This is a genomic window from Streptococcus suis, from assembly GCF_016743335.1.
GTDB lineage: Bacteria > Bacillota > Bacilli > Lactobacillales > Streptococcaceae > Streptococcus > Streptococcus suis_Y.
This window is the reverse complement of sequence record NZ_WCJE01000064.1, coordinates 1-6,913: the sequence shown is the minus strand read 5'-3', so window position 1 is coordinate 6,913 and position 6,913 is coordinate 1. Positions and strand designations below refer to the sequence as shown.

Sequence of the window (6,913 nt, the reverse complement as noted above, 5' to 3'; positions counted from 1 at the left end):
GAATTATTACCATGGTGTGAGAGAAAAATAATATAACCAATGCACTAGTTCAGAATGACCCAATGGATTGGGTCATTCTGCTCTGATGCAATGTGTCAATTCGACCCAACCATTACCAAATATAACTTCAAATAGTACTACTGATAATACTTCGGGGATGATTATCATAAGGAAATTAATGTTCCACTTGATTACGAATCATACCTTCATAATATCTTTTTTAGGAGTCGAAGTCCCCTTGCTGTAAGATATTTACTACTAGGCGCTTATGACCCTGTTGTTGAAGATTTACCTCTTGTTCTACCACTTGCTGGTAGCTTGGTGCACACTAGGTTATCAAAAAATGGCAAAGTAAAAGAAACAGTCAACAACGGGCTGTTTCTTTTTTGATTTTTATAAGTAAGAAAATTCCTAAACCTGCCAGTAAGAAAAAGACGACACTTCCAAGTAATATGGTCATTAGCTGATTGTTTGGCGATAAGGGGTCATCGCTAAATTCCTTTAACATCATTGTTTGTAAGAAAAAGATTGAAAAGAGTGTAGAAGAAAGATTGATGGATTTTGTTGCGATTTGACGAGGACTGTTGTCTTGCCTAAGTTTTAGAATATTAGAAACGGCTAGACCAGCGTTAATGAAGGTTGCTAGAGCAGTAACATAGACTAAGTAAGTATAGCTCGATTGTAGCAAATCGTCGTGGTTGGCAACAAAAATGACGATTATATGAAAGATAAGGGCGGATAGGATAATAAAATATGCAGTTCGTTTCAATAATCTCCAAGAAGAAGGGTCTTCTGGATTTGTCCGATAGTCATGGCTAATATAATGTTTTGCTCCGGCAAAGACCAAGTGATAAAAAGCGTAGACCAAGTACCAAGGAGAGTGTAATAAGAAACTGGAAACAAGGGCAATCAAGACGTAGATTGTGTTGTAGAATGCACCAAGCGTCATACCGATGGTGGTGGTTAGCCACTTGTTTTGAAGCAATGCTATCCCCTTGAACAATCGGTGGATCAAGCAGTAAAGAAGCCAGAAATCGCAGAAAAAGAAGAGACCTGACAGGAGAGCGGCGGGTAGAGCAAAGGTTGACGGTAGTATATCCCAGAGAACGCAGCAACCTAGACCAATCATGACAAGATTAAGAACGGCTATGGCCAGCCAATATCTTCTGGCCCAATGTAAAAATTGTAGCTGTTTCACAGTAATTCCTTTCTTATTAAATTTATCTGTATGGATAAAGCTGACATCTTGGTAGTCATTCATCCGGTAGGCTTTGACATCCTCTGGAATCTGGGGCTGATAGAAATTTTGTCAAATTCTGTCGTGCAATCAATGCTTCTGGTAAACAAATCTTCATCACTTGTGACAGAGTTATCCCTTTTCTCCTTCTATCTTTTATATTGTTACAGTTTACCAAAAAATAAGCTAAAAAGCATCTGACAAATTAACAAGTTTAGACAGGCTGATAAGGCTAGCATATGGTTGAAGAAAGAATGGCTGCAAAAGCTAGGAATGGTAGGCAGAGATATATCGGGGAATACCATTGGAAACGGATCCGTTATAGGTAGCAAGGGCGGTCTGATCTCTGTTGACGGTAAATTGCGGACCCGTAAATGCGAAAAAGCCTGCAGCAACCACTATGTGACAGAAATCTTGGTTAATACCTTCCAACTGCTCGAAAGCCGAGCTCAACGTCCCATGAGAGAAAACAATACTGGCGATGACCGGGCTGATTTGGTCTTGGAAGAGGAAGAATTGTCGTTTTAGAATATTTGTAAATGGAATAGAAAGAAATTATTCCTTTTTTGTGTCCAGTGTAACTGTAAATCGTGTCTTTATTGTAGGGTTGCTATCAATTTCAATAGAACCATTTGATAGTAACAGGGCCCGCTTGACAATGCTGAGGCCTAGACCAAGTCCTTCTCGTATCCCAGTTTTATCTTCCTGATAAAATTTATCGAATAGTCTGCTTAATTGTTCCGCAGGAATAAGTGGACCGTCATTTGTAAAGCTGACCTTGATGCCCTGATTTTCACACCAAGCCTTGATGCTAATATGTCCATGCTCTTCTGTGAATTTGAGAGCATTACTCAGTAAATTGTTCCAAACATGCATCAAGAGTTGCGGATTGCCAAAATAAGTCAAGGGAGCCAAATCCAGCTCAAGTTGGATATTCTTCTGCTCTAAAATTGGATAGGCTGAAATGGTCGCCTGTCGAATCTGTTCAGTCAGGTCAAACTCTTCCTTTTCAATGACAATCTCCTGTCCTTCTAAGGCAGTCAATACCATAACATTGTTAGCAAGCTGTTCTAATCGCCTAGCTTCCTTTGTGATTGTGTCTAAATAGAGCTCCTTTTGCTCGGAGGAAAGGGAGTCGTTTCGGAGGAGCTGGGCAAATCCTTGAATCGAGGTGACCGGTGTTTTGAATTCGTGTGAAAACTGGTTAATGAAATCATCACGGAGCGTTTGGACCTGGCTCAGTTCATTTACCATGCGGTCGAAATCATGGGCGACATCTTGAAAGGGAGTGGATTGCTGGATAGAAATTCTTGTTGAAAAGTCACCGTTGGCAACTCGTTTAATAGCCTTTGTCAATGTCAAAATGTATTTATCAATTGTTCGAGAGATGATGAGAATACCGATAAATAAAAAGTTTGTATAAGGTATCAATTCAAAGACAAGGCTGGAAAATCGCTCCCAGTTTATCATTTGCTGACTGTAGAGAATGTAGTAAACAGAATAGTAGAGCATGTAGGTACCGACAAAAAACACAATGTATTGCCGGAACATCCACCAGAAAAAGGGATGTTTTTTGAAAAAGCTCTCTTTTTTAATCATGAGTAATTTCTCCTTTGTAACCAAGTCCTCGAATAGTCTTTATGCTGAAATCTGGGATATGAGAACAAGCTTTTCGGATACGGCTGATATGGGTTTTAACCGTATCTTCACTACTGAAAGAGTCCAAGCCCCAGATATCATCTAGCAACTGACTTTGTGTGAAAATCTGATTGGGATAAGACAGTAACTTAAACAACAAGTCAAACTCTTTCTTAGGTAGCTCCAATACTTGCTCTTTCCAACGAACTGTGTAGCTAAGCTGATCCAAACTCGTATCGCCGAAGTGTAGAGTACGGTTAATTGAAACACCGGCTCGACGCATGAGAGCAGCAATCCGCATATCCAATTCTTCAAAGTCGATGGGCTTGGTCAAGTAGTCATCAGCTCCTCGAGAAAAACTTTCCTTCTTATCAGAAATAGCAGATTTTGCCGTCAACATAATAATAGGAAGGTGTTGGTTTAACTTTCTTGTTTCCTGAACGAGCTGGATACCGTCCATAACTGGCATCATAATATCCGTTATCAGTAAATCCACCTGACCATTTTCAATCAACTCTAGGGCTTCCAGTCCATTGTTGGCTGTCAAAATGGTGAAACGGTCTTTTAAGTTTTCTTTGACCAGTAGTTGAATGCTAAAATCATCTTCAGCTAGTAGAATACGTGCCATACTTACCTCCTTTTTTTATAAATTATAGCACAAAGAGAAGGTGTTCAAATTGGTAAAAAAGGAAAAATCTCAAAAGTTTACGTTCAGTTTACCTAGAGATTACTTTCAGTACACCTTCCTGCCGTAAAATAAAATCAACCAAGTAGGAGGACAACTTGTATGAATCATTTTAAAAAAACTGTTTTACAACAAATCTTTCAAAAACTTCATTTAATAGAGGATAATGCAAGGGAGCTACAAGATAAACGACTGTTCAATCAGTTGTTCGGCTCCCGGCATTTACTCCAAGAAGAGCTTGTTGATTTGGTGACGCAATTAACCTTGATGTCGGTCTATCTCAAACCCTATCAGATTTATTTTACAAATAGTCGCTCAGATGCCTACTTCTCACATCTATTTGATGAATGGGAACGAGCAGTGCTGGAAGGTCAGTATCACAGGGTACAGCTAGAGGCTCAGGAAATGACGGCTATGATTGACGACTTGATGAGCATTCCATTCGAATACGCAACATAGAAAGAAGAGGAAGAAACATGAAAACAGAATTAGAAAAAGCATTAGCAGGTTTAGAATACGACGCACGGGACCAAGAGGTGAGGGGAATGCAAGCCCAGGTCAAAAAATGGTGCCACGAGTTTAATTACGCAACACCAGACGATCCAATCAAATCCAGCTTACTGGCAAAATTGGTATCAGGCTATAATGACCAAGTATTCATTGAAGAAGGTTTCCATTGTTTATTTGGGAAGAATATTCACTTTGAAGGAATGGCGATGTTAAATTACAATTGTACGATTCTGGATAGTCAGAAGGTTTATATTGGAGATAGGGCTTTAATTGGGCCAGGTTGTCAACTAATCTGTACCAATCATGCCTTGGATGCTGACGAACGGTTGGCAGGTTTGTTTGACAATAAGCCAATCCGCCTAGGACGTCGTGCCTGGCTAGGAGCCAATGTAACCGTTCTTCCAGGTGTGACAATTGGAGAAGGTGCAGTAATCGGTGCGGGATCGGTGGTTACAAAGGATGTTCCAGCCAATCATGTGGCGGTCGGCAATCCTTGTCGTGTGATTCGACCTATTACTGCGGAAGATAAATTAATGCGCGATGTCTTGCTCCAACGAGGAGCCTAGAAAAATAAGAAAGAAGTTTACCATGTCAGTTATTAGAGTAGAAAATATGACCAAGGATTTCGGTCACGGTCGCGGCATTTTCAATGTTGATTTTCAGGTGGGTAAAGGAGAGGTCTTGGGCTTCTTGGGTCCCAACGGTGCTGGGAAAACGACCACCATTCGTCACTTGTTAGGCTTTACCCAGCCAAGTAAGGGAACTGCAAAAATCATGGGTTTGGATTGCCTTGGACAACATAGTCAAGTTATGCAATACGTGGGCTATCTGCCAGGAGAGATTGCCCTGCCAGAAGGTTTGACTGGTTGGCAATTTATCCGAATGATGCAACAAATGCGGCAAATTGAGTCAGATGACTATCTTCATTACTTACTTGATTTGTTTGAGTTTGACCCGTCAGGATCGACCAAGAAAATGAGTTTGGGAGACAAGCGAAAACTAGCAGTTGTAACAGCTTTTATGGGCAATCCAGATATTTTGATTTTGGATGAGCCGACTTCTGGACTGGATCCATTAATGCAGGAAAAATTTATTCAGTTCATGGTGGAAGAAAAGCGTCGAGGAAAGACCATTCTCTTGTCGAGCCATATTTTCCCCGAAGTAGAAGCAACTTGTGACCGCATTATCATCATAAAAGAGGGGAAATTGGTGGCAGAAGTAAACGCCAAAGAGCTAAAAAATGAAGATGAAAAGCAGTATAGTCTGTACTTTGACAACTATCAGGATTTGACAGATGCAGTAGCTTCTCTAGGAGGGGAAGAGCATGAGACAGAGGCTCTCCGACTAGATGTTCAGGTCCAGACAAGTCAATTGCCTAACTTTTTAGGAGGCTTACGCCAGCTACGCCCAAGCAAAATTACAGAAAATCGGTTTGATTTAGAGTCCTATTTCTTAGATTTTTATCGCTCAGTCCGCATATTTAAGGAGATTTAATATGGTTGAAAGTATGATTGTGACCAAAGGGCTTACCAAAAATTATGGTAAGAATAGAGGAGTGTTTGATATGAATTTAGATATCAAACGCGGTGAAATGTTTGGTATCGTTGGCGTCAATGGTGCTGGGAAAACGACGACACTCCGAATCTTAATGGGATTTCTCAAATCCAGTCGTGGTAAGGCAACGATCAAGGGCAAAGATGTCTGGAAGGAATCAGCAGCTTTGAAAAGAATTATCGGCTACGTTCCAGGAGAAATTGCCTTTCCTGATACCAAGTCTGGTCAGACCTTTTTGAAGATGCAGTTGGAATTGCTCCGACAGAAAAGTCAGAACAATGCACGTGTCAATCATCTGATTCAGCTTTTGAAAATTGATACCACGGCAGACCTCAAGCGGATGAGTATTGGGAGCTTTTGGAGTGACCTTTGCTTTAGCAGGGATTGTCTTTGCGGCGTCAGGTATCTTTAATCTATCCAAAACAGTTATGTCAACAGGTGGCTTGGCTGTAATTGCCTTTATTATTCTAGCTATTGTTGGCTCTTTTGCAGATTATGGAGTACCGGATTTAGAGATTGTTCAAAAACTCACGATTCTATCTCTTTATAACATTGACGATATTTTAGTAGAAGGTACTAAGTGGTTGCCACAACTAGCAATCTTAGGAGCTATTGGTGTAACAGGCTTTGCGGTTGGAAGTACCGTCTTTACACGAAAAGATCTTCCGCTTTAAATGGTAATCTTTCCACTTTATGAAAATGGAAAAATTACAGAAGATAAGTTATCCCGTCTATTCCCTGACTTTATTACTTTGTGTTAGTTATACTTTTGATCTAGGAAAAATTAATACATCTAAGTGTAAAGAATGTACGAGAGACATCATTTAAGTCAAAAAAATATCTAGTGACCTGAATGGTATAGATATATGCTGAGACTAGCTATAGATGTATCCTGCTGTTAGTTTATTTGAATCTCTCTAATTATTAAGAATGAGTAAAGTTCCCCATAGTCTTTCGAATTTTGAATAGACAAAGGAGGAACTTTATTTATTGAGTAACGGAATGAAAAAATAATGATACGAGTTAAATTTATTGTTTTAATAATTTGTCATATCAAAAATCCTCATTAAGGTATATCGGGTACTTGAATATCAGTTGAGAATTGAAAATTCGGAAAAAGTAACAGTAGAACTCTAAATTACTGGATGGTAAAATGAGTGAGGATGATAAGGATAAAAATTAGATTTCCTAACTGATAGAGTAGTTGCTATCAATCTTAGCAAATTTGAAGGACGCTTAATTAATATAGAATAGAGAAAAAATAGCCTATAAATTTTGTATGTTATGAC

At 39.5% G+C, this 6,913-nt stretch carries 8 protein-coding genes and 1 pseudogene; 6 read left to right on the top strand and 3 right to left on the bottom strand.

What is annotated here, in order from left to right; genetic code table 11:
• Positions 1-364: 364 nt before the first annotated feature.
• Positions 365-1,261, bottom strand: coding sequence for a beta-carotene 15,15'-monooxygenase (locus F9856_RS11425; RefSeq protein ID WP_153047657.1), 897 nt, complete (start codon positions 1,259-1,261; stop codon positions 365-367).
• Between the two features lie 300 nt (positions 1,262-1,561).
• Between F9856_RS11425 and F9856_RS11420 the strand changes: the two are divergent.
• A pseudogene (locus tag F9856_RS11420) lies at positions 1,562-1,765 on the top strand (single-stranded DNA-binding protein); the annotation flags it as partial.
• A gap of 27 nt (positions 1,766-1,792) precedes the next feature.
• Here the strand turns inward: F9856_RS11420 and F9856_RS11415 are convergent.
• A complete protein-coding gene (locus F9856_RS11415; protein ID WP_202106675.1) occupies positions 1,793-2,836 on the bottom strand; it encodes a HAMP domain-containing sensor histidine kinase in 1,044 nt (347 codons plus the stop codon).
• Positions 2,829-3,503, bottom strand: a complete 675-nt coding sequence (locus tag F9856_RS11410) for a response regulator transcription factor (protein ID WP_202106674.1) — start codon at positions 3,501-3,503, stop codon at positions 2,829-2,831. The genes F9856_RS11415 and F9856_RS11410 overlap by 8 nt, the downstream gene beginning before the upstream one ends.
• A 159-nt stretch (positions 3,504-3,662) precedes the next feature.
• Between F9856_RS11410 and F9856_RS11405 the strand changes: the two genes are divergently transcribed.
• The 5 genes from F9856_RS11405 to F9856_RS11385 are packed head-to-tail and all read left to right on the top strand — an operon-like array spanning position 3,663 to position 6,298.
• A complete protein-coding gene (locus F9856_RS11405) occupies positions 3,663-4,019 on the top strand; it encodes a hypothetical protein (protein WP_024399423.1) in 357 nt (118 codons plus the stop codon).
• A gap of 17 nt (positions 4,020-4,036) precedes the next feature.
• Positions 4,037-4,636, top strand: a complete 600-nt coding sequence (locus F9856_RS11400; protein WP_202106673.1) for a sugar O-acetyltransferase — start codon at positions 4,037-4,039, stop codon at positions 4,634-4,636.
• 22 nt (positions 4,637-4,658) lie between these two features.
• Positions 4,659-5,564, top strand: a complete 906-nt coding sequence (locus F9856_RS11395) for an ABC transporter ATP-binding protein (RefSeq protein ID WP_202106672.1) — start codon at positions 4,659-4,661, stop codon at positions 5,562-5,564.
• Position 5,565: 1 nt separating this feature from the next.
• Entirely contained in the window at positions 5,566-6,036 is a 471-nt protein-coding gene (locus F9856_RS11390; RefSeq protein ID WP_202106671.1) for an ATP-binding cassette domain-containing protein, read from the top strand.
• Positions 5,987-6,298 carry a hypothetical protein gene (locus F9856_RS11385; RefSeq protein WP_202106670.1) on the top strand — a complete coding sequence of 104 codons (312 nt, stop codon included), beginning with the start codon at positions 5,987-5,989 and terminating at the stop codon, positions 6,296-6,298. The genes F9856_RS11390 and F9856_RS11385 overlap by 50 nt, the downstream gene beginning before the upstream one ends.
• The last annotated feature ends 615 nt before the right edge of the window (positions 6,299-6,913 follow it).

Excerpts from the sequence above, each read along its gene's own strand:
- F9856_RS11405 (WP_024399423.1), top strand. The coding sequence starts at position 3,663 with ATGAATCATTTTAAAAAAACTGTTTTACAACAAATCTTTCAAAAACTT.
- F9856_RS11415 (WP_202106675.1), bottom strand. The coding sequence starts at position 2,836 with ATGATTAAAAAAGAGAGCTTTTTCAAAAAACATCCCTTTTTCTGGTGG.
- F9856_RS11425 (WP_153047657.1), bottom strand. The coding sequence starts at position 1,261 with ATGAATGACTACCAAGATGTCAGCTTTATCCATACAGATAAATTTAAT.
- F9856_RS11410 (WP_202106674.1), bottom strand. The coding sequence starts at position 3,503 with ATGGCACGTATTCTACTAGCTGAAGATGATTTTAGCATTCAACTACTG.
- F9856_RS11400 (WP_202106673.1), top strand. The coding sequence starts at position 4,037 with ATGAAAACAGAATTAGAAAAAGCATTAGCAGGTTTAGAATACGACGCA.
- F9856_RS11395 (WP_202106672.1), top strand. The coding sequence starts at position 4,659 with ATGTCAGTTATTAGAGTAGAAAATATGACCAAGGATTTCGGTCACGGT.
- F9856_RS11390 (WP_202106671.1), top strand. The coding sequence starts at position 5,566 with ATGGTTGAAAGTATGATTGTGACCAAAGGGCTTACCAAAAATTATGGT.